The sequence below is a fragment of the Falsiroseomonas sp. genome (assembly GCF_041690465.1).
Taxonomy (GTDB): Bacteria; Pseudomonadota; Alphaproteobacteria; order Acetobacterales; family Acetobacteraceae; genus Falsiroseomonas.
In genome coordinates this window covers 1-24545 of sequence record NZ_JAWLHG010000036.1, presented here as the reverse complement: position 1 = coordinate 24545, position 24545 = coordinate 1, and the positions used below count along the sequence as shown (strand labels likewise).

General features: G+C 71.1%; 18 protein-coding genes. 10 read left to right on the top strand and 8 right to left on the bottom strand.

Features of this window, described 5'->3' with window-relative positions; all coding sequences use genetic code 11:
- Positions 1-17 precede the first annotated feature (17 nt).
- From ACESM1_RS23870 to ACESM1_RS23860, 3 genes are all read left to right on the top strand, one after another.
- Positions 18-1007: a Bug family tripartite tricarboxylate transporter substrate binding protein gene (locus ACESM1_RS23870; RefSeq protein WP_372623724.1), complete on the top strand. Its 990-nt coding sequence runs from the start codon at positions 18-20 to the stop codon at positions 1005-1007.
- A gap of 150 nt (positions 1008-1157) precedes the next feature.
- Entirely contained in the window at positions 1158-1670 is a 513-nt protein-coding gene (locus tag ACESM1_RS23865) for a hypothetical protein (protein ID WP_372623723.1), read from the top strand.
- A 115-nt stretch (positions 1671-1785) separates the two neighbouring features.
- Positions 1786-2316, top strand: a complete 531-nt coding sequence (locus ACESM1_RS23860; protein WP_372623722.1) for a hypothetical protein — start codon at positions 1786-1788, stop codon at positions 2314-2316.
- Positions 2317-2373: 57 nt separating this feature from the next.
- On the opposite strand, the gene pobA is transcribed toward ACESM1_RS23860, so the two are convergent.
- Entirely contained in the window at positions 2374-3567 is a 1194-nt protein-coding gene (gene pobA / locus ACESM1_RS23855; protein ID WP_372623721.1) for a 4-hydroxybenzoate 3-monooxygenase, read from the bottom strand.
- Positions 3568-3694: 127 nt separating this feature from the next.
- Here pobA and ACESM1_RS23850 point away from each other — a divergent pair, with 127 nt between their 5' ends.
- Both ACESM1_RS23850 and ACESM1_RS23845 read left to right on the top strand, forming a co-directional pair.
- Positions 3695-4438, top strand: a complete 744-nt coding sequence (locus ACESM1_RS23850; protein ID WP_372623757.1) for an SDR family NAD(P)-dependent oxidoreductase — start codon at positions 3695-3697, stop codon at positions 4436-4438.
- A 59-nt stretch (positions 4439-4497) separates the two neighbouring features.
- Entirely contained in the window at positions 4498-5574 is a 1077-nt protein-coding gene (locus ACESM1_RS23845) for a tartrate dehydrogenase (protein ID WP_372623720.1), read from the top strand.
- A 48-nt stretch (positions 5575-5622) separates the two neighbouring features.
- Here the strand turns inward: ACESM1_RS23845 and minE are convergent, their stop codons facing one another.
- The 4 genes from minE to ACESM1_RS23825 all read right to left on the bottom strand — a co-directional run bounded on the left by minE (position 5623) and on the right by ACESM1_RS23825 (position 8674).
- A complete protein-coding gene (gene minE, locus ACESM1_RS23840; RefSeq protein WP_372623719.1) occupies positions 5623-5910 on the bottom strand; it encodes a cell division topological specificity factor MinE in 288 nt (95 codons plus the stop codon).
- On the bottom strand, positions 5910-6728 hold the full coding sequence (minD, locus tag ACESM1_RS23835; protein ID WP_372623718.1) for a septum site-determining protein MinD: 819 nt from the start codon (positions 6726-6728) through the stop codon (positions 5910-5912). Before minD ends, minE begins: the two co-directional genes overlap by 1 nt.
- A gap of 41 nt (positions 6729-6769) precedes the next feature.
- On the bottom strand, positions 6770-7555 hold the full coding sequence (gene minC / locus ACESM1_RS23830) for a septum site-determining protein MinC (protein WP_372623717.1): 786 nt from the start codon (positions 7553-7555) through the stop codon (positions 6770-6772).
- A gap of 153 nt (positions 7556-7708) precedes the next feature.
- A complete protein-coding gene (locus ACESM1_RS23825; RefSeq protein ID WP_372623716.1) occupies positions 7709-8674 on the bottom strand; it encodes a Bug family tripartite tricarboxylate transporter substrate binding protein in 966 nt (321 codons plus the stop codon).
- 75 nt (positions 8675-8749) lie between these two features.
- On the opposite strand from ACESM1_RS23825, the gene ACESM1_RS23820 reads away from it, so the two are divergent.
- The 5 genes from ACESM1_RS23820 (at position 8750) to ACESM1_RS23800 (ending at position 13237) form a co-directional block, all read left to right on the top strand.
- On the top strand, positions 8750-9652 hold the full coding sequence (locus tag ACESM1_RS23820; RefSeq protein WP_372623715.1) for an ABC transporter substrate-binding protein: 903 nt from the start codon (positions 8750-8752) through the stop codon (positions 9650-9652).
- Complete coding sequence (locus tag ACESM1_RS23815; RefSeq protein ID WP_372623714.1) at positions 9649-10095, top strand: acyl-CoA thioesterase; 447 nt, start codon at positions 9649-9651, stop codon at positions 10093-10095. The genes ACESM1_RS23820 and ACESM1_RS23815 overlap by 4 nt, the downstream gene beginning before the upstream one ends.
- A gap of 55 nt (positions 10096-10150) precedes the next feature.
- The gene (locus ACESM1_RS23810) at positions 10151-11110 is read left to right on the top strand and encodes a D-2-hydroxyacid dehydrogenase family protein (protein WP_372623713.1); all 960 of its coding nucleotides are present in this window, start codon (positions 10151-10153) and stop codon (positions 11108-11110) included.
- A 120-nt stretch (positions 11111-11230) separates the two neighbouring features.
- Complete coding sequence (locus ACESM1_RS23805) at positions 11231-12193, top strand: tripartite tricarboxylate transporter substrate binding protein (RefSeq protein ID WP_372623712.1); 963 nt, start codon at positions 11231-11233, stop codon at positions 12191-12193.
- 57 nt (positions 12194-12250) lie between these two features.
- Positions 12251-13237: an isopenicillin N synthase family dioxygenase gene (locus ACESM1_RS23800; protein ID WP_372623711.1), complete on the top strand. Its 987-nt coding sequence runs from the start codon at positions 12251-12253 to the stop codon at positions 13235-13237.
- A gap of 30 nt (positions 13238-13267) precedes the next feature.
- Here ACESM1_RS23800 and ACESM1_RS23795 read toward each other — a convergent pair whose 3' ends face one another.
- The 3 genes from ACESM1_RS23795 to ACESM1_RS23785 all read right to left on the bottom strand — a co-directional run bounded on the left by ACESM1_RS23795 (position 13268) and on the right by ACESM1_RS23785 (position 24470).
- Positions 13268-13984 carry a ribonuclease activity regulator RraA gene (locus ACESM1_RS23795; protein WP_372623710.1) on the bottom strand — a complete coding sequence of 239 codons (717 nt, stop codon included), beginning with the start codon at positions 13982-13984 and terminating at the stop codon, positions 13268-13270.
- 112 nt (positions 13985-14096) lie between these two features.
- Positions 14097-17129, bottom strand: coding sequence for a CHAT domain-containing protein (locus ACESM1_RS23790; protein ID WP_372623709.1), 3033 nt, complete (start codon positions 17127-17129; stop codon positions 14097-14099).
- A 3-nt stretch (positions 17130-17132) separates the two neighbouring features.
- Positions 17133-24470, bottom strand: coding sequence for a hypothetical protein (locus tag ACESM1_RS23785; RefSeq protein WP_372623708.1), 7338 nt, complete (start codon positions 24468-24470; stop codon positions 17133-17135).
- Positions 24471-24545 lie beyond the last annotated feature (75 nt).

The following is a 24545-nucleotide window of genomic DNA, read 5'->3' as shown; positions in this document are numbered from 1 at the left end:
ACCCTGGAGACCCGCACATGCTTCGCCGCGACCTTCTGCTTGGCGCCGCGCTGGCCACGCCTGCCCTCGCCGCCTCGCCCGCCATCGCACAGGGCTTCCCGAGCCGACCCGTCCGCATCGTCGTCCCCTTCCCGCCCGGCGGCGCGGTGGACATCACCGCGCGCCTGCTGGCCGAGCACCTGCCCGGCCTGCTTGGCCAGTCCGTGGTGGTGGAGAACCGCGGCGGCGCGGGCGGCAACATCGGCGCCGATGCGGTGGCGAAGGCCGAGAAGGATGGGCACACCATCCTGCTCGGCAGCGCCACGATCCTGGCGGCGAACAAGTTCCTCTATCGCCGGATGAGCTTCGACCCGATCCGCGACTTCGCGCCCATCACGCGCGTCTCGACCGGCACGGTGCTGCTGGTGGTGAACGCCCAGCGGCCCTGGCAGACCTTCGGCGAGCTGGTTGCCCATGCGAAGGCCAATCCGGGGCGGGTGACGATGGGCTCCTCCGGCACCGGCACCACCAGCCACCTGACGCTCGCCGCCGTCTCGCGCGCCGCGGGCGTGGACATCACCCATGTGCCCTATCGCGGCGGCGGGCCTGCCATCACCGATCTGCTGGCGGGCACCATCGACATGATGTTCGACGTCATGCCCGCCCTGGTGCCGCATGTGCGCGAGGGCCGCTTCCGCGCGCTGGCCGTCGGCAGCGCCGACCGCGTGGATTACGTACCGGGCCTCGAGAACGTGCCGGGCATGCGCGAGCTGCTGCCGCAATCCGGCATCGACATGCAGAGCTGGTACGCGACGGTCGCGCCCGCCGGCACGCCGGCCGACCGCCTGGCGACGCTGCACCGCGCGATCGCGCAGGTGGTGCGCATGGACTCCTTCGGCGCGCGGCTGCAGCCGCTGGGCTTCAAGCCGATCGCCGACGAGAGTCCGGAGGCCTTCGGGGCCTATATGCGCGCCGAGGAGCAGGTGTGGCAGCGCATCGTCGCCGCCTCCGGCGCCACGCTGGACTGATCGCCGCGTAGCGCGGCGGGGGGGGGGTGGGCCCCCCCCCCCCGCGCCCGCTCCGGTTCGCCGGCGTATGCATCAGCCGCGAAACACGCGGCGACACACGGGCGACATCCTGCCGCAAGATCCTGCGCCTCCCGATCGGAGACGAGATCCATGCAGCGCGCCGCCCTTGCCCTTTCCCTGGCCACGCTCCTGCTCGCGCCACCTGCGGGCGCGCAGCAATACTGGCTGCCGAACGGCCCGAGCGGGACGACCTACAACAACCCGCAGGGCTCACTGCTCGGCACGATGAACGAGCATCTGCTCCAACGGCACATGCAGCAGCGCCAGATGCAGCAGGGGCGGCAGCCCGGCGCGGCGCAGCCGTCGCAGCAGGGCGCCATCGGCCGCGGCACGACGGCCGCCGCCCGCAGCGCCGACCCGTCCTTCCGCCTGAACAACACCGGCGGCCGCACGGTGCGCGAGGTCTATGTCTCGGCCGCGACCGACAACAGCTGGGGCGCGGACCGGTTGGGTGCGGAGGTGCTCGCCCCCGGCAATCGCATCATCGTGCGCCTGCCCATGGGCCAATGCGTCAACGACATCCGCGTGGTGTTCATGGACGGCAAGGCGCAGGAGCGGCGCGCCGTGGACACCTGCGGGCTGACCGACATCCAGGTGCAATAGACGTCACACCCGACGCATCGGCGCGCGCCTGCGAAACCCGGTCCGACATCACGGCGCAATGCGGGGCAGCCAGAGTTGCTCCCGTCCTCGAGAAGAGGAAAGGAGGGAACAAGCCATGCGACGCACTGCCTTCGGGCTGATCGCCCTGCTCATCGCCTCGCCGGCCTCGGCGCAGATGACCCAGTACTGGCTGCCGAACGGGCCGGGCGGGACGACCTACAACAACCCGCAGGGCTCGCTCAGCGGGACCTACTACAACAACGCGCTGCGGCGCCATGCGGACCAGCACCGCTGGGCGCGCCAGCGCCAGCAGCAGGCGGGCGCGGCAGCGGGCGCCGGCGCCACCGGGGCGGGTGCCGCGACCGGCGCAGCCCGCCAGCCGCAGACCGCCTCGCTGAACCCGTCCTTCCGGCTGAACAACACCGGCGGACGGACGATCCGCGAAGTCTATGTCTCGGCGTCCACCGACAGCCACTGGGGCCCCGATCGGCTGGGCGCCAACGTCCTCGGCTCCGGCCAGCGGATGGTGATCCAGCTGCCGACCGGCCAGTGCGTGAACGACGTCCGCGTGGTGTTCATGGATGGCCAGGCGCGGGAGCACCGTCAGGTGAACACCTGCGCGCTGACGGATATGAGCTTCCGCTGATTTCGGCGCCGGGCGGCCGCGTTCGCGGACTCGGCCGGCTGGCGCCGACCGCTGACATCAGACCTCGAAGGGCAGGCCGACATAGTTCTCGGCCAGCGTGGTCATCGCCGCCCGGCTGGTCGAGACGTAGTCGAGCTCCGCCACCTGCACGCGGTGCTCGAACGGGTCGTCGGCCTCGAAGCGGTGTAGCATGGAAGTCATCCACCAGGAGAAGCGCTGGCCCTTCCAGATGCGCCGCAGGCAGATCGCGGCGTAGCGTTCCAGAAGCTCCGTGTCCCGCTGGCCGTAGAAGCGCTCCAGCCCGCGGGCGAGCACGCGGATATCGGCGATCGCCAGGTTCATGCCCTTCGCGCCCGTGGGCGGGACGATGTGCGCGGCGTCGCCGGCGAGGAACAGCCGGCCATGGCGCATCGTCTCGCAGACGAAGCTGCGCATCGGCGTGACGCCCTTCTGGAAGATCTCGCCCTGTTCCAGCTCATCGCCGCAGCCGAGCCGCTTGCGCAGCTCCTCCCAGATCCGGGCATCCGGCCACAGCGCGATATCCTCGTCCGGCGCGCATTGCAGATAGAGGCGGGAGATCGTGTTGCTGCGCATCGTCGCCAGCGCGAAGCCTTCCGCGTGGCGTGCGTAGATCAACTCCTCGCTGACGGGCTTCGAGCGCGAGAGGATGCCGAGCCAGGCGAAGGGATAGACGCGCTCGTAGATCGCGAGGTCCGGGATGGCGGGGCGGCAAATGCCGTGGAAGCCGTCGCAGCCGCCGACGAAATCGCATTCCACCACCTGCTCCGCGCCGCCGTGGCGGAAGGTGATGCGCGGCGCCTCGGCGGTGAGGTCGTGCACCGCGACATCCTCGACCTCGAACAGGATCGGCGGATGGTCGCGATGCGCGCCGGCAGCGAGGCGCGCGGCGATCAAATCCTTCACCACCTCCTGCTGGCCGTAGATGGTGACGACCTTGCCGGTGAGCTCGGTCAGCGGGATGCGGTGGCCCTTGCCGTCGAAGCGCAGCTCGATGCCGTGATGCGCCAGGCCCTCGCGGTGCAGCCGGTCGGCGACACCGGCTTCGGCGAGCGTCTCGACGCTGCCCTGCTCCAGCAGGCCGGCGCGCACGCGCTCCTCGACATAAGCGCGGGACCGGCTTTCCAGCACGACGGAGTCGATGCCGGCCAGGTGCAGCAGGTGGGAGAGCAGCAGGCCGGCGGGACCGGCGCCGATGATGCCGACCTGGGTGCGGAGCGTTCTCGTCGCCATGCGGCCCTCCTTCGCCGAGCCCTTCGCCGGTACCGGCGGTCGGCCGGTATGTGCCTATCCGCTGCGGCTTGGCAATCGGCCGCGGCGGCCTGAGGATAGCCTCAGCAAGGCTGGAGAGGTGGACAAGATGCGGAAGGTGGCGGTGGTGACCGGTGGCGCGCGCGGGATCGGCCGTGGCTGCGCCCATGCGCTGGCGGAGCGCGGCTGCGACCTGGTGCTGGTGGACCTGCTGGCGCCGGAGATGAGCCGCACCAAGGGTGAGCTGGAAGGCATGGGCGCCCGCGTGCTGACCTTCGAGGCCGATGTGGCGGACCATGCCGCGGCGAAGCGCATCGCGGCGGAGGTGGAGGCGCAATGGGGCCGCTGCGACGTGCTGGTGAACAACGCCGGCAAGTCCAACCCCAAAACCATCCTGGACTGCTCGGAAGAGGAGTTCGACCGCACCATCGCGATCAACCTGAAATCCTGCTTCAACTACATCCAGGCCTTCGTGCCGCTGATGCGCAGGCACGGTGGTGGGCGGATCGTCTCGATGTCCTCGCTGAACGCGCATACCGGCGGCGTGACCAGCGCGGTGAGCAAGTTCGCCTATGCCAGCGCGAAGGCCGGCATCATCGGCATGACGCGGGCGCTGGCGAAGGAGCTGGGGCCGGACATCGCCATCAACTGCGTCTGCCCCGGCGTGATCGAGACCGAGCTCGGCAACACCCTGACGAAGAGCCGCGGCGCGGAGCTGGCGAAGAAGATCGCGCTCGGTCGCGTCGGCAAGCCGGCGGACGTGGCACGGGTGGTCGCCTTCCTGGCCTGCGAGCAGCCGAACTTCATCACCGGCCAGGACATCAAGATCGACGGCTTCCAGTGGGAGATCTGAGGCGCATTGCCGCGCCGCGGGCCGGTTGTTAGACCCGCGTCGATTGAGGAGGGTTGCAGATGCGCAGGCACAGGATCGCAGCGATGGGCGGCGATGGCATCGGGCCGGAGGTGATCGCCGCCGGCTGCCGGGTGCTCGCCGCCGCAGCCGAGGCCGATGGCGGCTTCGCCTTCGACGTGCAGGAGTTCGACTGGGGCAGCGAGATGTATCGCCGCACCGGGCGGATGATGCCGGCGGACGGGCTCGACCGGCTGAAGGATTTCGACGCGATCTTCTTCGGCGCCGTCGGCGCACCCGACATCCCGGACCACATCACGCTGTGGGAATTGCGGCTGGCGATCTGCCAGGGCTTCGACCAGTACGCCAATGTCCGCCCCACCCGCCTGCTGCCCGGCATCGTCGGCCCGCTGCGCGAGGATCTGGGCCGGCGGATCGACTGGGTGATCGTGCGCGAGAACTCCGAGGGCGAATATGCCGGCGTCGGCGGGCGCGCGCATCGCGGCCTGCCGATCGAGGTCGGCATGGATGTTGCTGTCTTCACCCGTGCCGGCGTCGAGCGGATCTGCCGCCATGCCTGCGAGCTGGCGATGACGCGGCCGCGCAAGAAGCTGACGGTCGTCACCAAGTCCAACGCCCAGCGGCATGGCCTTGTGATGTGGGACGAAGTCTGCGCCGAGGTCACCGCGCAGTTCCCCGAGCTTACCGTGGACAAGATGCTGGTGGACGCGATGACCGCGCGCATGGTGATGAAGCCGGAGACGATCGACACGGTCGTCGCCACCAACCTGCACGCCGACATCCTCTCGGACCTGGCCTCGGCGCTGGCGGGCTCGCTCGGCATCGGCGCGACGGGGAACATCGACCCGACCCGCAAGCGGCCTTCGATGTTCGAGCCGATCCACGGCTCGGCCTTCGACATCACCGGCAAGGGCATCGCCAACCCGCTGGGCTCGTTCTGGACCGGGGCGATGCTGCTGGAGCACCTCGGCGAGGGCGAGGCCGCACGGCGGGTGATGCGCGCGGTGGAAGCGGTGACGGAACGCGGCGAGGTACTGACGCCCGACCTCGGCGGCAAGGCGACGACCGTAGAGGTAACGGAGGCGGTCATCGCCGCGCTGCGCGGGGCGAACCTGTAGCGGGCGGTGCGGCGCCCCTCTCCCGCCAGTGCGGGAGAGGGGACGGTCTCAGCTTGCCGCGCGCATCTTTTCGCCCTGCGGGCCGGGCAGGTCGATCGCGATCTCCAGCGTGGACATGTCGCCGCCGCGGTCGAGCGAGACATTCACCTTGCCCGGGTCGATCGCGACATAGCGCGCCACCACTGCCACGATCTCCTGCTGCAGCTTGGGCAGGAAATCCTCCCGCGTGCGGCCGATGCGCTCATGCGCGAGCACGATCTGGAGCCGCTCCTTGGCCTGGTTGGCGGTCGCCGACGGCTCCGCCTTGCGCGCCCTGAAGTAGTCGAGCCAGCTCATCACGCGGCCCTCCCGCCGAACAGCCGCGAGAAGATCCCCTTCTTCTGCGGCTCGATGAAACGATGCTCCACCTTCTCGCCGAGGAAGCGGCCGACGGCATCCTTGTAGGCCTGGCCGGCCACGCTCTCGGCATCCATCACCACCGGCGTGCCGGTGTTCGAGGCGCGCAGCACACTCTCGCTTTCCGGGATCACGCCGAGCAGCGGGATCGCCAGGATCTCGCGGATGTCGTCGAGCTTCAGCATCTCGCCCTTCTCGACCCGGGCCGGGTCGTAGCGGGTGACCAGCAGATGCTCCTTCACCGCCTCGCGCTTCTCTTCCGCGCGCTTCGACTTGGACTGCAGCACGCCCAGGATGCGGTCGGAATCGCGCACCGAGGAGACCTCGGGGTTGGTGACCACCACCGCCTGGTCCGCGAAGTAGAGCGCCAGCAGCGCACCCTTCTCGATGCCGGCGGGGCTGTCGCACAGGATGTAGTCGTTGTCCTTCGCCAGCTCCTCGATGATCTTGCCGACGCCTTCCCTGGTCAGCGCGTCCTTGTCGCGCGTCTGGCTCGCGGGAAGGATCGAGAGGCCCTCCACGCGCTTGTCCCTGATCAGCGCCTGGTTGAGCCGGGCCTCGCCCTGGATTACGTTGACGATGTCGAACACCACGCGCCGCTCGACGCCCATGATGAGGTCGAGGTTGCGCAGGCCGACGTCGAAATCGATCACCACCACCTTCTTGCCGCGCTGCGCGAGGCCTGTGGCGAAGGCGGCCGAGCTCGTGGTCTTGCCGACCCCCCCCTTCCCCGACGTGACGACGATCACTTCCGCCATGACAACCCCCTGCCTTATTCCCCTGGAGCCCTGCTTGCCGTTCAGGCCAGCGGGTCAAACCGCATGTGTTCGCCCACCAGCCGCGCCATCACCGCCTTGCCGATCGGCGCATCCCCGAGACCTTCCCGCACCGCGTAGTAGCCGGCGATGGAGACGAGTTCGGGGTCGAAATGCGTGGCGAAGACGCGCGCCCCCATCTCCGCCTGGCCGCCGGCGATCGCACGGCCGAGCAGCCGGCCATAGACGTGGATATTGCCATCGGCGATCACCTCGGCGCCCGGATTGACGGTGCCGATCACGATCAGGTCGGTGCCCTGCGCCCAGATCCGCGTGCCGGCGCGGACCGGCTGGTCCACCAGCATCGCGGGCCTGACCAGCCCCTGCGGCTGCGGGTCCGGCGCGGCTGGGGGCGGGGCGGCCTCCGGCATCGGGGCCGGTGCAGCGGGGGCCGCGACGGGCTCGGCGAGCGGCACGTCGCTCTCCTTGCCGCCGGCGACGCGCAGCGGCGGCAGGCCGGCGCCCATGGCGGCGTTGCGCATCTCCGGCGTGCCGCCGGTGGTGCCGACCGGCACGATCTCGATCGCGCGCAGGCCCTGCACCAGGGCGGCGAAATCCACCTCCTCCGGCCGGGCGCCGATATCGTCCAGCCCGATCACGATGGGCGCGAAGCGCAGGAAACCGGGCGCGCGCCGGAACTGGTCGCCGAGCGCAGGCACCACCGCCTCCGCCCGGTGATCCAGCAGGCGGAGAACCAGCAGGTTGAAATTGGCCCCGCGGAGCCGGAACGGCTCTAGGCGGGGGGCATTGGGCCTGGACGCGGCGGACATCGCGGCGGTGGGTCTCGCACTCGGGGGGCTCATGCGGTCTATAGCCGTGCCCCCCGCGGCGGCGAAGCCTTCTTCAATGGATGTTACGAAAACAATGACATTGGCCGCCGGACCTCACCTGCCACGCGAGGTGCGACTCGGACGGCCGCCGCCTCACCCCCCGCTTATGTTCAGGCTGCGCACCAGCTCGCCCCACTTCGCGACCTCGACCCGCAGGTGGCGCGCCAGGGCCTCTGGCGAGTTGTCATCGAACACGTCCACGCCGGCCCGCGCCAGGCGCTGCTTCGTCGCCGGGTCCCGCACCGCGGCGGCGGCAGCCTCGGCGATCGGGCGGATGGCGGCGTCCGCGGTCTTGGCCGGCGCGTAGATGCCATTCCAGGCGGAGCTGTCGTAGCCGGCGACACCGGCCTCGGCGAGGCTCGGCAGCTGCGGCAGCATCGAGCTGCGCTGCGCAGTGGTCACCGCCAGGCCGCGCACGCGGTTGTCGGCCATCAGCGGCGCCAGCAGCGTCTGGCTGTCCACCATGAAGTCCACGCGCCCCGCGGTGAGGTCGGACACGCCCTGCGGCGTGGTCCGGTACGGCACCACGGTGAAGGAGACATTCGCCAGCTTGCGCAGCAGCTCCGCCGAGAGGTGGCTGGTCGCGCCGATGCCGGCGGTGCCGAGATTGGCCTCACCGTTCCTGCTGCGCAGCCAGGCGAGGAAGGACGGCACATCGGTCGCCGGCACGCCGGGATGCACCGCCAAAACGAAGGGCTGGCGCGTGACGAGCGCGACCGGCGTGTAGCTCTCGATCGGGTCGAAGGGGAAGTTCGCGTAGAGCGCCTTCATCGCGGTGTGGCCGACGCTGCCGACCATGATGGTGCTGCCATCCGGCGCCGCGCGCGCCGCGGCCGCCGCGCCGATGGTGCTGCCGGCACCGCCCAGGTTCTCCACCACCATCGGGCGGCCGAGCATCGGCGACATGTACTCGATCAGGATGCGCGCCACGACGTCGGTGAGGCCGCCGACGCCGAAGGGCACGATCACCCGCAACGGCCGCGGTGCCTGCGCCAGGGCGGGCATGGCGAACGGCGTGGCAGCAATCGCGCCGAGCAGCGCGCGACGATGGACGGTCATGTTGTTCATCCCCCTGGGTTTCGCGGAAGCCGATATGGATGCAATCTCCGCGCCACGCCAGACCCGGAGAGCGATGTGGCCGCGATCACCCTGCAGGAACCCTTCCGCGCCGTCTTCTACACGCCCTTCTATGCGGCGCTGGCGCGCGGCGATTTCTCCCGTGCCGGCGTCGAGGTGACGCTGATCACCGTGGGCGACCCCGACCGCGCCATGGGCAACCTGCTCTCCGGCGCGGCAGACCTCGCCTGGAGCGGGCCGATGCGGATGATCCGCGAACATGCGCGGGACCCCGAGAGCCCGCTGGTCAGCTTCGGCGCGGTGGTGATGGCCGATCCCTTCTTCCTCGTCGGGCGCGGCAAGCGGCCGGGCTTCAAGCCATCCGATCTGTCGGGCCTGACGCTCGGGGTGGTGAGCGAGGTGCCGACGCCCTGGTGGTGCCTGCAGCACGACCTGCGCCTGGCCGGCATTGATCCAGCCGTGTTGCGCACCGTCACCGGCCGGACCATGGCGGAGAACGTGGCCGCGGTGGCGGCCGGTACGCTCGATGTCGCGCAGCTCTTCGAGCCGTTCGTTGGCCGGCTGGAGGCGCAGGGCGGCGAGGTGTGGTACGCGCAGGCCAGCCGCGGGCCGACCAGCTACACCGCCTTCTACGCGACGAAGCAGATCATCGCCGCCAAGCGCGAAGCAATGCGCGGCATGGTGCGCGGCCTCGCCTCCATGCAGGCCTGGCTGCACGCCGCGACCGCCGCCGAGATCGCCGCGACAGTCGCGCCCTTCTTCGAAGGCACCGACCGCGCGATGCTGGAGCGCGCGATCGCGCGCTACCGGTCGCTCGGCATCTGGGCCACCACGCCGCGCTTCCCGCGCGGTGCCTTCGAGATGCTGGAAGCCGCGATGCTCGGTGCCGGCGCCATCGCGCGCAGACCGGGCTTCGAGGCCTGCGTGGACAGCGCGATCGAGGAGGAAGCGCTGGCGTGAGCAAGCCCCGCCCGACCCGCGCGGAGTACCGCTACTTCCTGGAGATCCCGACGCGCTGGATGGACAACGACGTCTACCGCCACGTCAACAACGTCACCTACTATTCGTGGTTCGACACGGTGGTCGCGCGTTTCCTGCTCGGCTCCGGCGCGATCAACCTGACCGACAGCCCGGTGATCGGCGTGGTGGTGGAGACGCTCTGCCGCTATCATGCGCCCATCGCCTTCCCGGAGACGGTGACGGCCGGGCTGCGGGTGGAGGGGCTGGGCAACACCTCCATCCGCTACGGCATCGCGATCTTCCGCGAAGACGAGGAGGTGGCGAGCGCCGACGGCCACTTCGTGCACGTCTATGTGGACCGCGCCACGCAGACCCGGCCCACCCCCCTGCCGGATGCACTCCGCAAAGCCGCCGCAGCGCTGGTGGTGACGCCTGCCGGTTGACGCCGCCCGACGCCCGCCGCAAAGCGGGCCAGGGTTCCGGAACCAGGAGACAGAGATGGGCACGCTGACGCGGCTGGCGATCCTCGACGACTACCAGGGTGTTGCCCTCTCCATGGGGCCATGGTCGCGGCTGCCGGCGACGCTGCAGGTGGACGTGTTCCGCGACACGCTGAAGGACCGCGAGGCGCTGGTGCAGCGCCTTCTGCCCTTCGACGCCATCCTCGGCATCCGCGAGCGCACCCCCCTCCCCGCCGAACTGATCGAGCGGCTGCCGAATCTCAAGCTCCTGATGACCACCGGCGAGCGCAACCTCTCCTTCAACGTCGCCGCCGCAAAGGCGCGCGGCATCACCGTCTGCGGCACGCCGAGCGCCGGCGCGCCGACGGTGGACATCACCTGGGGTCTGATCCTGAACCTGCTGCGCGACATCCCGGCGCAGCAGGAAGCGCTGCGCGCCGGGCGATGGCAGACCAGCGTCGGCACAGCGGTTGGCGGGCTGACACTCGGCGTCGTCGGCCTGGGCAAGCTCGGCTCCCGTGTCGCGGCGGTGGGCAAGGCCTTCGGCATGCAGGTGATCGCCTGGAGCCAGAACCTCACGGCCGAGAAGGCCGCAGCCGTTGGTGCGGAACTGGTGAGCAAGGAGGAGCTGTTCGCGCGCGCCGATGTGGTGACGTTGCATGTGGTGCTGTCCGACCGCTCCCGCGGCATCGTCGGCGCGGCGGACCTCGCGCGGATGAAGCCGGGCGCGATCATCGTCAACACCAGCCGCGGCCCGCTGATCGACCAGCCGGCGCTGGTCGCCGCGCTGCAGGAAGGGCGCGTGCGCGCGGGGCTCGACGTGTACGACGAGGAACCGCTCCCCACCTCGCATCCCTTGCTGTCCTGCCCGAACACGATGCTGACGCCGCATCTCGGCTATGTCTCGACGCAGAACTACACCGCCTATTTCCACGGCGCGGTGGAGGCGATCGAGGCCTATCTGGCCGGCAGCCCGATCCGCGAACTGGCGTCGTGAGAGCGGCGCGCGGCGCCGGATTGACCGCGGAGTAGGTCACACGCCCTTCAACGACGCGGCGGAGGACTTGTCCCTCCACCGGTGATGGGGTCAGACTTGGCTTTCTGGGAGGCCATAGACATGATCCGCATCACCCGCCGAACCGCGCTTCTCGCCGCTGCGATGTTGCCCCTGCCCGCCATCGCGCAGCCGCGCTTTCCGGATCGGCCAATCCGCCTGATCATCCCGTGGACCGCTGGCGGGCCGGCCGATGTGGGGTTCCGCATCATGGCGGAGTCGGTTTCGCGCCAGCTCGGCCAGCCGGTGGTGGTGGAGAACCGTTCGGGCGCGGCCGGCATCCTGGGCGCGATGGCGCTGAAGGAAGCACGGCCGGACGGGCACACGGTCTCGCAGATGCACATGGGCGTCATCCGGCAGATGCTGATGAACCCGCGCCCGCCCTATCACCCAATCGATGACCTCACCTACATCCTTCAGATAACCGGCTTCGTGATGGGCGTGGTGGTAAGGGCGGATGCACCCTGGCGCACCCTGCCCGACCTGCTGGCGCATGCGCGCGCCAATCCCGGCCGGATGAACTACGGCACGCTCGGCACCGGCTCCACGCAGCACCTGGCGATGGAACGCGTGCGGCTGCAGAGCGACCTCAGCTGGACGCATGTGCCCTATCGCGGCACGGCCGACACGCTACGCGCGCTGCTCGGTGGCGAAATCGACTTCGCCTCGGAATCCTCCGGCTGGGCGCCGATGGTGCAGGCTGGCCAGCTGCGCCTGCTGGCGATCTACACCTCGACCAGGGCCCGCGCCTTCCCCGATGTGCCGACGCTGCGCGAACTCGGCATCGAAGTCGTGGCCGACAGCCCCGGCGGCCTCATCGGCCCGGCGGGCATGGACCCCGCGGTGGTGCGCACCCTCGCCGGCGCCTTCCGCGCCGCGGCGCAAGAGCCGGCGCATCTGCAGTTCCTCGAACGGGTGAACCAGCCGCTGCTGCTGAGCGACGGCGACACCTACCGCGAGGCGATGAAGCGCACCATGGAGGAGGAACGCGAGGTGCTGCGTAAGCTCAACCTGCTGCCCACCTGATCTGTTGTTCACGACGGCCGGCGCGCCGCGACGCACCGGCTCAGGAGAAATGCGACGATGAGCGAATCCATTCCCGTCCTCGATCTCGGCCCGCTGCGCGCCGGCGAGCCAGGCGCGCTCGATCGGCTGGGCGCGGAGCTGCGCCATGCCTTCACCGAGGTCGGCTTCTACTTCGTGCGCAACCACGGCATCCCGCAGTCGCTGCTCGATGCCGCCTTCGCCGAGGCGGAGCGCTTCCATGCGCAACCGCTGGAAGCGAAGCTCGCGATGAAGATCAACGAGCACAACATCGGCTATATGCCGATGCGCGGCGCGACGACGCGGGTGAACGCGGTCGGCGAGGTTGCCCTGCCCAACGCGAACGAGGCGGTGTTCTTCAAGCGGGAGCGGCCGGCCAATCATCCCGACGTGGTCGCCAATGTCCGCTTCCGCGGCCGCAACATGTGGCCGAACCTGCCCGGCTTCCGCGACCAGATCCTCGCCACCTGCGACGCCTTCGAGGGGCTCGCGCTGAGCCTGCTGCCGATCTACGCCCGCGCACTCGACAAGCCGGCGGACTATTTCGCGCCCTTCTTCAAGGAGCCGATGTACACGCTCCGCATGTCGCACTACCCGCAGCAGGAGCCGACCGCGCCGGAGAACGAGTTCGGCATCGCGCCGCATCTCGACACCAGCTTCATGACCATCCTGGCGCAGAACCGCATCCCGGGCCTGTCGCTGCGGCTGTCCTCCGGCGAGTGGGTGGATGCGCCGGCACCCGAAGGCGCGCTGCTGATCAATGGCGGCATGATGCTGCGCCGCTGGACCGACAACCGTTTCATGGCGACGCCGCACCGCGTCATCAACCGCTCCGGCAGAGAGCGCTACGCCATCCCGTTCTTCTACGATGCCAGCTACGACGCGGTGATGGCGCCGATCACCGCCGATGGCGGCCCGGCCCGGCAGCCGCCGATCACCTATCCCGATTTCATGACCGGCTACCAGCGCACCAACTTCCACCACGCGGCGGAGGGCGAGGAGAAGGTGGAGTTGCAGGGCGCATAGGCAGCATCCGGGCGGGGGAAGGCGGGCCTGTCAGCGCCCGCGTTCCTTCCGCCAGGCCTTGAACTCCTCCATGTTGCGCGGATCGGTGCCGGGGTAGAGCCCCACCAGGCTGCGGCCCTCGGCGACCTTCTCGGCGACGAAATCCTCATAGGCCGTCATCTCGGTGGCTTCCTCGGCAAGCTCTTCCGCGAGGTGCGCGGGAATCACGATCACGCCGTCCGCGTCGCCAAGGATCACGTCGCCGGGGAAGACCGGCGCGTCGCCGCAGGCGATCGGCACGTCCATGTCGATGGCGTGGTTCAGCGTCAGGTTGGTCGGCGCCGAGGGACGCTGGTGGTAGGCCGGGATGCCGAGTGCGGCGATCTCCGCCGCATCGCGGAAGCCGCCATCGGTGACGACGCCGGCGACGCCACGCGCCTTCAGCCGTCCGACGAGGATCGCGCCGGCCGAGGCGGCGCGCGCATCCTTCCGGCTGTCGAAGACCAGCACCTTGCCGGCCGGGCAGTTCTCGACCGCCTTGCGCTGCGGATGGTTCGGATCCTTGAATACCTTGAGCGTATTGAGATCCTCGCGCGCCGGGATGTAGCGCACGGTCACCGCCTCGCCGACCATGCTCTCGGCGGGCTTGTGCAGCGGCAACGCGCCCTGGATCATCTGGCTGCGGAAGCCGCGCTTGAACAGCGCGGTCGCGACCGTCGCGGTGCTGACCTTCCTGAGCTTGTCACGCGTGGCGTCGTTCAGCGGCATGGGCGTGATCCTCCCCGGTCCGTGGCGGCGCGCGCAGCCGCGCCGCGCATCTCGCGCGGACCATAGACCAGCCCGGTGGGAGCCGCGAAGGCGGCGCGCCCCGCGGCCAGATCTACAGCGCCGCCACCCGCGCCGGCCGGCCGCCGCGGCGGCCGTCGCCGATCAGCGCGAAGCCCGCCCAGTAATAGGGATGTGCGTAGAACTCCGGCAGGCTGCGGCCGGCCTCGTCGAGCAGCACCAGCTGTGCGCCACGCAGCGCGGTGGCGGAGTCCGCGCCGGCCTCCTGCCGCCGCATCGTGTCGGCGACGGTGATCGCCGCCGCCTGGTCCACCGCCGGCCAATGCGTCACCAGCAGCCCCCGCGCACCGGCATAGAAGAAGGACCGCGCGAGGCCCGACAGCGCCTCGCCCGCGCTGCCCGTCGTGCCGGCGAGACCCGAAGCAGGGCCCGCCGTGTTGCAGGCCGACAGGATCACCAGGTCCGCATCCAGCTTGAGGTCCAGCAGCTGGCTCGCCCGCAGGAAGGCGGAGGAGGCATCCGCCGCGCCGGGCGCCGCGGAGAGCACGACGGAGGGTTCCTGCACGCAGCTCAGCTCGCCGGGCAGCAGCGCATGCGTCGCCAGGTGGATGATGCGGTGCTGGTCGAGCTGCGCCGTGCGCAGCGCCGCCTGGGTGAAGGCCGCGCCATAGGTCGTGGCCCCTGCGCCGCCGCCGGCGAGTTGGGCCGCGATCCGCACCTCCTCCCGCGTGCCGGGCAGGCGCACGAGGCCGCCGGCCAGGCGTGCGTCCTGGGCGCAGCGATCGGCGGGGAAGCTGCGGGCGAGCTGTGCCGCGCTCGGCGGCTCGAAATCGCCGAAGCCGACATAGGCGCGCGGTGCGGCGGAGGCCGGCGCGGCATTGCGCAGCGTCACCACCGCCTGCGCCGAGGTGGCATGCGCAATGGCGTGGCGGCGGATCAGCCACGCGGCACGGCCGAGTGCCGCCGGATCCGCGGGCTCGGCGAGCAGCATGCCGAAGGGGATGGACAGCAGCGGGCCATCGGGGATGACGGTCAGCTGCTCCACCCCTTCCAGCGCCGTCGCGACCGGGCCGAATAGCTTCGTGTAGAGCTCATGCGCCGCCGCGGTGTCGAAGCTGCGCACAGTGCCGGGCTGGTCCACCCCGGCGCGCATCCGCGCGACCAGCGCCGCCGCGCCGGCATCGCCGATCGCGATGCGGCGCGCGGTGACGTTGCCATCCGCGCGCACCGCCAGGCTGTAGCCATGCTCGTCGCCGAGCAGGATCTGCACCATCACCTCCCGCGGGCCGAGCACGCGCGCCGCATCCTCGGCGCTGACGGTGCCGAGCAGCAGCTGGCGGTAGCCGGGGGCCGCGGCGGCGACCTCGCTTTCGGTGTCGTCGCGCTCACGCAGCTTCGCGCTGATCCGCTCATCGAGCTCGGCACGTGCGGCAGGGCTGGCGCCCGCGGCCATGCCGTCGCGCTCGGCGAACAGCTCGCGCAGTTCGCGGTCGAGGTCCTGCAGGCGGCGCACCGCTTCGGCTGCGCGGCTGTCGCTGCCGCCGGCAGCCAGCCGCGCCGCGGATTGCGTGACGAAGCGCACCGTCTGGCCGCGCTGCGCGAATTGCGCGGCGGCGAACATCTCGCGCTGCAGCGCCGGCGCGGCGGCCGCATCGCGGCCCGCCTGCGCCGACAGCGCATCGAGATAGGCCAGCACCTGCGCGGGCTCTAGCGAGAGGCGCCGGTCGCGCAGGATCTCGGCCCCGGCGCGGAAATTCCCGAGCGCCAACTCCGCTTGCCCGGCTTCGAGCCGACGCTGGCCGGCGAGGAACAGCGTGCGCGCCTCACTGCGCTGCTGGCCCGGGGCGGCCTGGCCGATGCGCGCCGCCGCCTGTTCCAGTAGCGCACCGGCGCGCTGCGGGTCGTCGCCCGCGCCCAGTGCCGCCGCATCGGTACGCAGCGACCGGCCGGTGATCGCGCCGCGATCGAAGCTGACGCGGCGCAGCAGGTCTCGGGCACTGCGGTTGAGCGCCAGCGCCTCCTCCCCGTCACCAGTGCGGGCCAGCACGGTGGCACGCGCGCGGCGCACCTCGGCCAGGCCCATCAGCGCGCTCTGCGCCGTGGGGCTGGAGAGCTCGGCACCTGACAGGCCATCGAAGCCGCCCTGCACCAGCAGGCTGGCGGGGATGAAGCCCTGGTAGAGCATCTCGCCGCGCGCCAGCAGCTCGCCTGCCTCGGCGTTCCGGCCCTGGTTCAGTGCGTGCAGACCGCGATAATGCAGCAGCCGAGCCGGCACCACGGGGTCGGCGGCGCTGCCGGCGAGCCGCCCGGCACGTTCGAACAGCAGATCCGCCTCGCGGAAGCGCTGCTGGTTGGAGAGGTTGATCGCCAGGTGCATCAGCGGCCCGGCGGTGTTCGGATTGTCGGCGCCGATCACGCGTTCCTGCACTGCCAGCGCAGCACGGTACGCATCCTCCGCGCCGGCATAATCCTCGGCCATGTTGAGTTCCTGGCCGAGCGCCATCGCGCGTTCGTAGTCGCGGATGTCGTTGGAGCCGAAGGCGCGCGCGGCCAGCCGCACCACCTCGATCTGCAGCGCCTCCGACCGCGCGGCGCCGGCGCCGGCGGCGGGGGCGGTGATGCCGCGCGCCAGGCGCTCCATCACCGGCAGCGCGCTCGGGATGCCGTCGGCCACCACCACGCCCTCGGTGCCGGCGGTGACCAGCGCCAGATGCGGCCAGCCGCCCTGGCGACGGGTGCAGCGCAGCAGCCGCGCCGCGGTGCCGTCCACCAGCCGGGTCTGCTCCGCTGCGGCGCAGGTCACGCGCTCATCCAGCTGGCGCCGCCAGACGCCGCCGGCCGCAAGCCGGTCGAGATCGGCAGGCGTGGCGGGGGCGCGCAGGGTGAAGAGGCGCGCCGAGGGCTGCGTCCAGCCGCCACAGAACACGTCCTGCGCTGCCGTCACCGGCGCATCGAGCGCTGGCGGGCGAGTGGCCTGGGCGATGCAGCTCTCGCCGCGCGAATCCGCGCCGGCCGGCCGGGACTCGGCGCTGCGGGACGCGCCGAGGCTGGTGTACGCCTCGGGCGGGGGCGCGGTGCAGCCGGCGACGGCCAGGCCGGCGAGCAGGAGGGCGGCGCGGGCGGACATGGCTCAGTAGTCCTCCTCGGCGATGTTCGGCAGCAGCACGTCGGGGTCGAGCTGCGGCGCATCGGCGCGGATGTCGATGCGGTTCGACAGCGGCAGCACCACCGGCTGCGCCAGCGAGGGCAGCACGCAGTTGATGGTGTCGAGCACGCAATTGTCGAAGCGATAGCGGCCCTGGTCGGCCGGGTTGCTGGTCGCGACCCGCCCGAAGCGCGCCGCGGCGCTGCCGCTGATGCCGGCAAGCTCGCCGGTAAGGTCCACCACCAGGTCGCCATCCAGCCGGAGGTCGCTCGGCTGGCCATGCACGCCGAGCCGGCCGGCGACGATGGTGCCGGTCGCGGTGCCGCCATCGAGCAGGAAGAACACCCCGGCCTCGCCGGCTTCCAGGTTGACGATCAACTCGCCCGCCGGCGCGGAGGTCGCCAGGCCGCTGCCATCAGCCAGGCCGACCAGCCGTGCATTGCCGGGCAGGCTGCGGCGAGGATTGAACACCTGCCAGATCTGCTCGTTCGGTTGCAGCGCCGGGTCGTCGCGGGTCGCCGGCGCGAAGACAGTCGGGTTCAGGCCCCGGAGCGCGGTCGATATCCGCCTGGTGTCGAGGAAGATCAGCGGCAATTCGCCTGGGTTCTGCGGCGTCACGGTGGCCGGCAGGTCGGTTTCCAGCCCCACGCCGCCGCCGGCAGCAACCAGCATGGCGGTGCCGAGGCGGAAGGTGCCGCCGGAGAAGCTGGCCGTCGCCGTTCCGTCGCCGGCAGGGCCCGCGGTCAGCACGATGTATTCGGCGGTGTAGGTGCCGCCGGCAAGCCGCAGCATCGCGCCCGCCCCTTCCGCCGCGAGGGTGATCGTACCCGGGGAGGTGACGAGCGAGTCGGTGGCGGTGAGGTCGCCGGCGCTGCGCAGTTCCGCATCGCCGCCGCGCGCCAGCACTGTGGTGCCGGGCACCGTCATGCTGCCTCCTGAGGTCACCGCGATGCTGCCGGAGGCATCGAGCGGCCCGTTCAGCAGGATCGGCGCACCGACCGTCTGGATGGCGATGTCGCCGCCATTCGCCGCGATGGCGTTGACCGTCAGCGCAGTGACGCCTCGGAAGGCGAAGCCGCCGGCGGCGGAGCCGGTGATGGACGCCGCGGCGTTGTCGGCAGCACCGAGCTGGACCGCGCCGGTCGTAGAGTTCACCTCCAGCGCCCCTGCGCCACCATCGGCGACCAGCGCGCCGGCGGCACCCTGCGCGATGTCGTTGCGGGCCAGCAGGATGATGTCGCCGGCGGCGTTCACCACGGCTTCAAACCGGATGCCGCCCTGGCTGGACATGATATCGACATTTCCGGCATTCGCGGTCGCCGCGCCGTTCACGGCGATGTCGTCGCGCGCCGTGAGGGTCACCTCGGTGCCGGCCGTGATCGCAGCGGCCGTCTCGATGCCGCCGGCGGCCGCACTCACATCCACGGCGCCCGCGGCCGTCACCGCGCCGTTCACCGCGACTTCGGCGCCGGACGCCGCCAGCGTGGCATTGCCGCCATTGGCCGCGACCGGCCCGGTGATGGCGAGGCCCGGGCCGATGATCGTCACCGAACCGCCCGCGGTGACGGCGCCGACCGTCAGGCCCGTGACGCTGCGGAAGGCGAAGTCGGTGCCGGCCGAGCCGGATATCGAGCCGACCTGGTTGTCCGCGTCGAGCAGCGTGACGACGCCTGTCGCCGAGTCCACCTGCAAGGCGCCGGCGCCGCCATTTGCGGCCAGTACGCCTGTGGCCGCCTGCGTGACATCGCCCTGCGCCGAGAGCGCGATGTCTTGCCCCGCCGTCAGGGGCGCTCCGATCTGGACTCCAGCGCTGGTCGCCGTGGCTGCAACGTTGCCGCTCGTCGCCGTCACCGTGCCGTTCAGCAGCAGAGCGCCACCTGAAGCCACCAGCGTCACATCTCCGGCCGCGATCACGGTCCCGGAGTGGATGAGGCTTCCTGCCGCGGTCAAACGGATGTCACCGACACCGGCAGTAACCAACCCGGTCACTGTCAGCGCCTGACCTTCGATATGCACCGCAGATGCGGCCACGTCCGCAACCGTCAGATCGCTTACGCTACGGAATGCAAACTGGCCGCCCCCGCCTCTGATAAGGCTCACGACGTTGTCGGCAACATCGAGTTCGATGACGCCGCCCATCACTGCCGCCGAGAGGCCGCCCGCCCCAGCTGTGAGCACACCGCCCGCTCCCTGGGTGATTGCGGCAAGCGCGTTAAGCTGGATCCGGTCGCCGGCCGTGACCGGCGCAGCGATCGCGATAGATCCGAGATCGGCCCGCACGAACACCACGCCCGTGGTCGCCTGGACCGCGCCGTTCATCGCGATAGTGCCAGTCGAAGCGGTAAGCGACAGATCACCCGAGTTCGCGATCAGAGGTCCGGAGACGGTCAGGGAGGGCCCGGTGACGGCAACCCCGCCGCCCGTATTAATTGCGCCGACCATGAGGCCGGTAGTGCTCCGGACGGCGAAGTCGTCGCCTGCCGAGCCGCTGACTGCACCCAGCTGGTTGTCTGCGGCGGCCAGCCCAACGCTGCCGAGCGCGGCGTTCGCCAACAGAGCGCCATTGCCGCCATTGGCGATCAGCACGCCGCCCGCAGACTGCGTGATGCCGCTGGTGGCCTCTAGCATGAGGTCACCCGTTGCTGTCACGTCGCCATTCACCGCGATGCCGGTCACCGTAGCCAACAGCGCCGCGTCTCCGCCATTCGCCGCCAACGGGCCTGTCACGGTCAGCGATGAGCCGGTGAGCGCAATCCCGCTGCCCGCCGTCACGCCACCGGCGCTGAGAGCGTTCACGCTGCGCAGCGCGAAACTACCATCCGAGGATCCGGACACCGACCCGATCTGGTTGGCGGCAAGCGTCAACGCCACCGCTCCGGCGGTGGAATCCACCACCAGCCCGCCGACGCCGGCATTGGCCGTCAGCACGCCCGGCGCGGTCTGCGCCACGTCGTTCAGTGCGGAGAGCGTGATGCTCGTCCCCGCCGTGACGGCAGCGTCGATCTGGATCGCGCCGGCATCGGTTGTTAGCCCGACCGCGCCGGCCGTCGCCGTCACGCCCGCATTCACGTCTAGGTCGCCGGTCAGCGCCTCCAGCGCGACATCGCCGGTGCCGGCCAGCACCGTGCCGTTCACCGCGATCGCCGGACCGGTGATGGTGACGCCGCTACCCGCGGCCACCGCGCCCACCGTCAACCCGGTGGTGCTGCGCAGCGCGAAGCTCCCGCTCGAGTTGCCGCTGACGCTGCCCACCAGGTTGTCGGCCACTGTCAGCGATACCGCGCCGAGCGTGGACTGCGCCGTCAAGGTGCCTGCGCCGGCGTCTGCGCTCAGCACGCCCGCCACGGTCTGCGTGATGTCATTCAGCGCCACCAGCGAGATGCCGCTGCCCGCCGTCACCGCCGCATCGATCTGCAGGCCGCCGGCGGTCGCCGTGAGGTTCACGTTGCCCGCGGGCGCGGTCATCGCGGTGTTCAGCAACAGATCACCGCTGGTTGCGGTCAGCGAAAGGTCGCCCGCCGTCACGTCCAGCGCGCCATTCACCACCAGGCCCGGCGCGGTCAGCGCGATCTCGTCCTGGGCGGTGATGTCGCCATCCAGCGTCAGCACCGAACCGCTCCTGATCCGCACCGCGCCGGCCGTGGCGCTGATCGGGCCGAGCGTGGAGATTGAATTGCCCGCCAGGTTGACGAGGAAGTCGCCCGCCGTCGCGGTGCCACGCAGCTCGCCGACCGCCAGGGTGCCCGCGGTCTGCGTCACGCCGGTGCCGCGCAGGTCCAGCACATCGGCCCGGCCGGTCAGACTGCTGACGCCGGCCAGCGTGACGGCGTGGCTGCCGTTGCCACTGACCGTCATGCTGCCCGCATCGAAGCCGCCACCGACCTGCACCGTGTCCGCGCGCGCGATCCCCGCAGTGTTCACGGCCGTCACGCCGGCGCCATTGCTGCCGCCGACTGCCAGCGTGCCATCGTTGACGCGGGTGATCGTCACCTGGCCGGGATCGGCCAGCGAGCCGGCGGAGACCGTGTTGGCGGCCAGCGTCAGCACGTCGGCCACCAGCGTCACGGCCGCATCGCCGGCCGTGGCCTGCAGCAGGCCGTTGACGTTCAGGTTCGGCGCCACCAGCAGGATGTCGCCGCCCGATGCGGTGACCGGGCCCGCTGTCATTGGCACTGTATTGCGGAAGCCGAAGCCATTCGCGGCCGCGCCGGAGACGCCACCCATTGCATTCGCCGCCGCGGTCAGGTCCACCGCGCCAGCCGTCGAGGTGGCGATGAGCCCGCCGGTGAAGCCGCCGGCCGTCAGCACGCCCACTGCACCCTGCGCGATGTCGTTCTGCGCTGTCAGCGTGATGCCGTTGCCGCCGTTCACCGTCGCGTCGATCTGGATGCCGCCGGCGGCAGCGTCGAGCGTGACCACGCCCGGCGCGGTGAACACCGAGCCGTTCACCGCCATGCTGCCGGTGGTCGCGGTAAGCGTGATGTCCGCGGAGTCGGAGAAGACCGGGCCCGTGACGGTGAGCGAGGCGCCGGTGACCTGCACCGGCCCGAACACGGTGGAGACCGCGCCGACCGTCAGCGGGTCAAGGCTGCGGAATGCGAAGCCGCTGCTGCCGGAGCCGGAGACCGCACCGATCCGGTTGCTGAAGGTCAACGCGACCGCGCCGCTGGAGGAGGTTGCGCTCAGTGCACCGGTTCCGGCCGCCGCGCTCAGCACGCCGGGCGCGGTCTGCGCCACGTCATCACGCGCCGAGAGCGTGATGTCGTCGCCGGCGGTCACGGCGGCATCCAGCTGAATGCCGCCGGTAGTCGCGCTCATCGTCACGTCGCCGGCCGTGGCGGTGACCACACCGTTCACGTCTATGCCGCCGGTCGAGGCCGTCAAGGCGACGTTCCCGCTGGTCGCGACGACCGGGCCGGTCACGCTGAGGCCCGGCCCTGTGACGGTGATGTTGTCGTCCGCAGCGACGCTGCCGACCGTCAGACCGGTCACGCTGCGGAACGCGAAATCCGTGCCCGCGGAGCCCGCAACCGACCCGACCTGGTTGCTCGCCAGAACCAGATCCACCTCGCCCGTCGTCGCCGTGGCAGAGAGCGCGCCGAGGCCGCCGCCGGCGACCAGCAGGCCGGTTACGCTCTGCGCGATGTCGGTCTGCGCGGCCAGGGTGATGCCGCCGGCCCCGCTCACTTGCTCATCGATCTGCAGCGCGCCGGTGGTCGCGGCCAGGCTCGCGCCGCCGGTGCTGGCCGTGACTGCGCCAGCCACGGTCAGCGAGGCGCCGGCGGCATCCACCGCGCCACCCGCGAACACCCCGTTCAATGTCAGCGCGGCGAGGCTGCGCAGGTCGAAGTCGCCATTAGCTGAGCCAGTGGCGGCGACGAGCTGGTTATCCGCCGCTGCCAGTGTCACGGAGCCAACGATCGATGTCGCGCTGAGCTCGCTGCCGACGCCGTTCGCCGTCAGCACGCCCGGCGCAGTCTGTGCGATATCGTTCAGCGCCTGAAGCGTGAGGTCGGCGCCCGCACCGACCGCCGCATCGATCTGGATTGCGCCCAGCGTCGCGGTGAGCGTGACATCGCCGGCCGTGGCGGCGACCGCCGCGTTGACGTCGATGTCGCCGCCACTCGCCGTCAATACGGCATTGCCCGTCGTCGCCGTGATGGTCCCGTCCACCGTGAGCGAGAGCGCGCCGAGCTCCACGCCTGCCGACCCGGTCACCGGGCCCGTCACCGTCATCGCCGTGCCGCTGGCCACCCGCACCACGCCGCCGGTCGCGCTCGTAGCACCGAGCGTGCCGATCTGGTTGCCGGCCTGGTTCACCACGAAGCCGCCGGCGCTCGCGGCACCGGTGACTGCGCCGACCGAGAGCGTCCCGCCGGTCTGCGCGACGCTCGCGCCCTGCAGGTCCAGCACGCCGACATTGGCCAGTGCCAGCACGCCGGAGATCTGCACCGCGCCCGGCGTCAGTGCGCCGCCATTGCCAAGGCTGCGCAGCGAGAGGGTGCGCGCCGTGACCAGGCCGAGGCCGCTGGTGGCGTCCACCAGCAGGCTGGTCGCATTGGTGAAGGGCTGCAGCACCACCGTGCCGCTGGCCGCGTTGGCGGTGACGGCCGACACCAGGCCGAGATCGATGGAATCGGCGGTCAGCGTGATGGTGCGGTTCGCCGCGCTCGCTGCCAGCGAGCCGCCGGCGAGCGTGATGGCGCTACCCGGCCCGAAGGCGGTAAGCGCGATGTCGCCACTTGTCGCCACCACGGGATTGTCGATCGTCAGCGTCGGCGCGCTGAGAGCGATGTTGCCGGACAGGGCGTCCATGCCGGCGCCGGTGTTGATCTGGCCGAGATCATCCGCGCGCGGCGCCTCGACCGCCGCCGCGATCGAGAGATTGCGCACCGAGCGCAGCGAAACCGCGCCGTTGGTGAAGGCGCCGATGCTGTCAACCTGGTTGTCGAGGCGGAGCGTCGCGTCGCCGCTGGCGAAGAGCGCGAGGCGTCGCGTGCTGACGATGCCGGCGCCGCTCTGCGTGATGGTGGCCGGCGTGGCGGCGCCGAAGGTGTTGTCGAGGCTGCCGCCGAGCGCGGCAAGGCTCACCCGGTTGCCGGCCTCGACCGCGCCGGCGAGTGCGATGCTCTGGCCCCAGAGATGCACGCGCCCGGCATCGGCGCCGGCAAGCGAGCCGGAGGTGACCGAACCGGTCGCCGCGACCGAGAGCGGTGCCGGCGTCTCGATGCGGACGATCCCGGCGCCGGTGCTGACCACCGCGCCATCCACGCTGACCGCCCCGCTCGTCGGGCTGCTGGCGAAGATGCGGATGTCGGCGGCGCCGGTGACGGCGCCCACCGAGAGCCCGGCGGCGGCCTCCGACCGCAGGCTGATCGCAGCCACGGACTCCGCGGCGAAGGCGAAAAGTTCGTTGGCCTGCTCCAGCGTGATCGCGCCGGCGCTGGCGCCAGTCGCGCCGCGCACATCCAGCGCCGCCGTGACCGTGCCGCCCGGCTGCGTCACCGTGCCGTCGGTGCGAAGGTTGAGCGTGTTGCTGCCAAGGCCGATGGCGCCGTCGAGCGCAAGGCCGGCATCCACGCGCAGCGTGCTGTTGCCGGCCGCGGTGACGTCGCCGATGGTGGTGATCACGTTGCCGGCGCCGTCCAGCAGCAGGCCGCCGCTGCCCGCGGTCGCCTCCAGCGTGCCGACGGTGATGCCGGCGCCGGCCGCCGCCTGCGTCACCGCGGTGCCACGCAGGTCGAGCGTGCCGATGCTGAGCGCGGTCAGGTCGAGCGGCGCCGTGACCTGGACCGAGGAACCGCCGGCGCCGCTTGGCGGCAAGGTCAGCCCGCTGAAGCCGCCGCCGATCCTGAGGCGCCCGGCGAAAGCGATGGCGTTCAGCTCCGTGCTGGTGAT

Coding starts and splice junctions, on each gene's coding strand:
- ACESM1_RS23870 (WP_372623724.1), top strand. CDS start 18: ATGCTTCGCCGCGACCTTCTGCTTGGCGCCGCGCTGGCCACGCCTGCC.
- ACESM1_RS23865 (WP_372623723.1), top strand. CDS start 1,158: ATGCAGCGCGCCGCCCTTGCCCTTTCCCTGGCCACGCTCCTGCTCGCG.
- ACESM1_RS23860 (WP_372623722.1), top strand. CDS start 1,786: ATGCGACGCACTGCCTTCGGGCTGATCGCCCTGCTCATCGCCTCGCCG.
- pobA (WP_372623721.1), bottom strand. CDS start 3,567: ATGGCGACGAGAACGCTCCGCACCCAGGTCGGCATCATCGGCGCCGGT.
- ACESM1_RS23850 (WP_372623757.1), top strand. CDS start 3,695: ATGCGGAAGGTGGCGGTGGTGACCGGTGGCGCGCGCGGGATCGGCCGT.
- ACESM1_RS23845 (WP_372623720.1), top strand. CDS start 4,498: ATGCGCAGGCACAGGATCGCAGCGATGGGCGGCGATGGCATCGGGCCG.
- minE (WP_372623719.1), bottom strand. CDS start 5,910: ATGAGCTGGCTCGACTACTTCAGGGCGCGCAAGGCGGAGCCGTCGGCG.
- minD (WP_372623718.1), bottom strand. CDS start 6,728: ATGGCGGAAGTGATCGTCGTCACGTCGGGGAAGGGGGGGGTCGGCAAG.
- minC (WP_372623717.1), bottom strand. CDS start 7,555: ATGTCCGCCGCGTCCAGGCCCAATGCCCCCCGCCTAGAGCCGTTCCGG.
- ACESM1_RS23825 (WP_372623716.1), bottom strand. CDS start 8,674: ATGACCGTCCATCGTCGCGCGCTGCTCGGCGCGATTGCTGCCACGCCG.
- ACESM1_RS23810 (WP_372623713.1), top strand. CDS start 10,151: ATGGGCACGCTGACGCGGCTGGCGATCCTCGACGACTACCAGGGTGTT.
- ACESM1_RS23805 (WP_372623712.1), top strand. CDS start 11,231: ATGATCCGCATCACCCGCCGAACCGCGCTTCTCGCCGCTGCGATGTTG.
- ACESM1_RS23800 (WP_372623711.1), top strand. CDS start 12,251: ATGAGCGAATCCATTCCCGTCCTCGATCTCGGCCCGCTGCGCGCCGGC.
- ACESM1_RS23795 (WP_372623710.1), bottom strand. CDS start 13,984: ATGCCGCTGAACGACGCCACGCGTGACAAGCTCAGGAAGGTCAGCACC.
- ACESM1_RS23790 (WP_372623709.1), bottom strand. CDS start 17,129: ATGTCCGCCCGCGCCGCCCTCCTGCTCGCCGGCCTGGCCGTCGCCGGC.